This is a genomic window from Falsihalocynthiibacter sp. S25ZX9 (genome assembly GCF_041205405.1).
GTDB lineage: Bacteria > Pseudomonadota > Alphaproteobacteria > Rhodobacterales > Rhodobacteraceae > Falsihalocynthiibacter > Falsihalocynthiibacter arcticus.
Genome location: NZ_JBGFCD010000279.1, coordinates 1 through 293, shown reverse-complemented (window position 1 = coordinate 293; position 293 = coordinate 1). Strand labels below are relative to the sequence as shown.

Here is a 293-nt window from a genome sequence, read left to right as displayed (position 1 = left end):
TTCCAAAAATCCAGCGGTTGGCAGGGATCAAATGCGGCGTGAATTGCACGCGTACAGGTTCGCCCGCAATCGCCGAAAACTCTTGATCGAACTCGCCCAAATGCCGATGCGTACCCACAACGGCATAACCATGCGCCCCTTCGGACAACTCGGCATGCAACAGGTTTTCCTTGAGCGAGCGCCCAGCCCCAGACACGCCCGTGATCAAGTTAATGATAATATCGTCAAACGCAATAACACGATCCGCAATCAAGGGCCGCAACGCATATTGGCCCGTCGCGGCATTACATCCC

1 protein-coding gene is annotated in these 293 nt (G+C 54.9%); it reads right to left on the bottom strand.

Annotated elements, in window-relative coordinates:
• The coding region (locus tag AB9F29_RS22245) for an Asd/ArgC dimerization domain-containing protein (RefSeq protein ID WP_369757293.1) at positions 1–293 on the bottom strand (293 nt) is incomplete at both ends.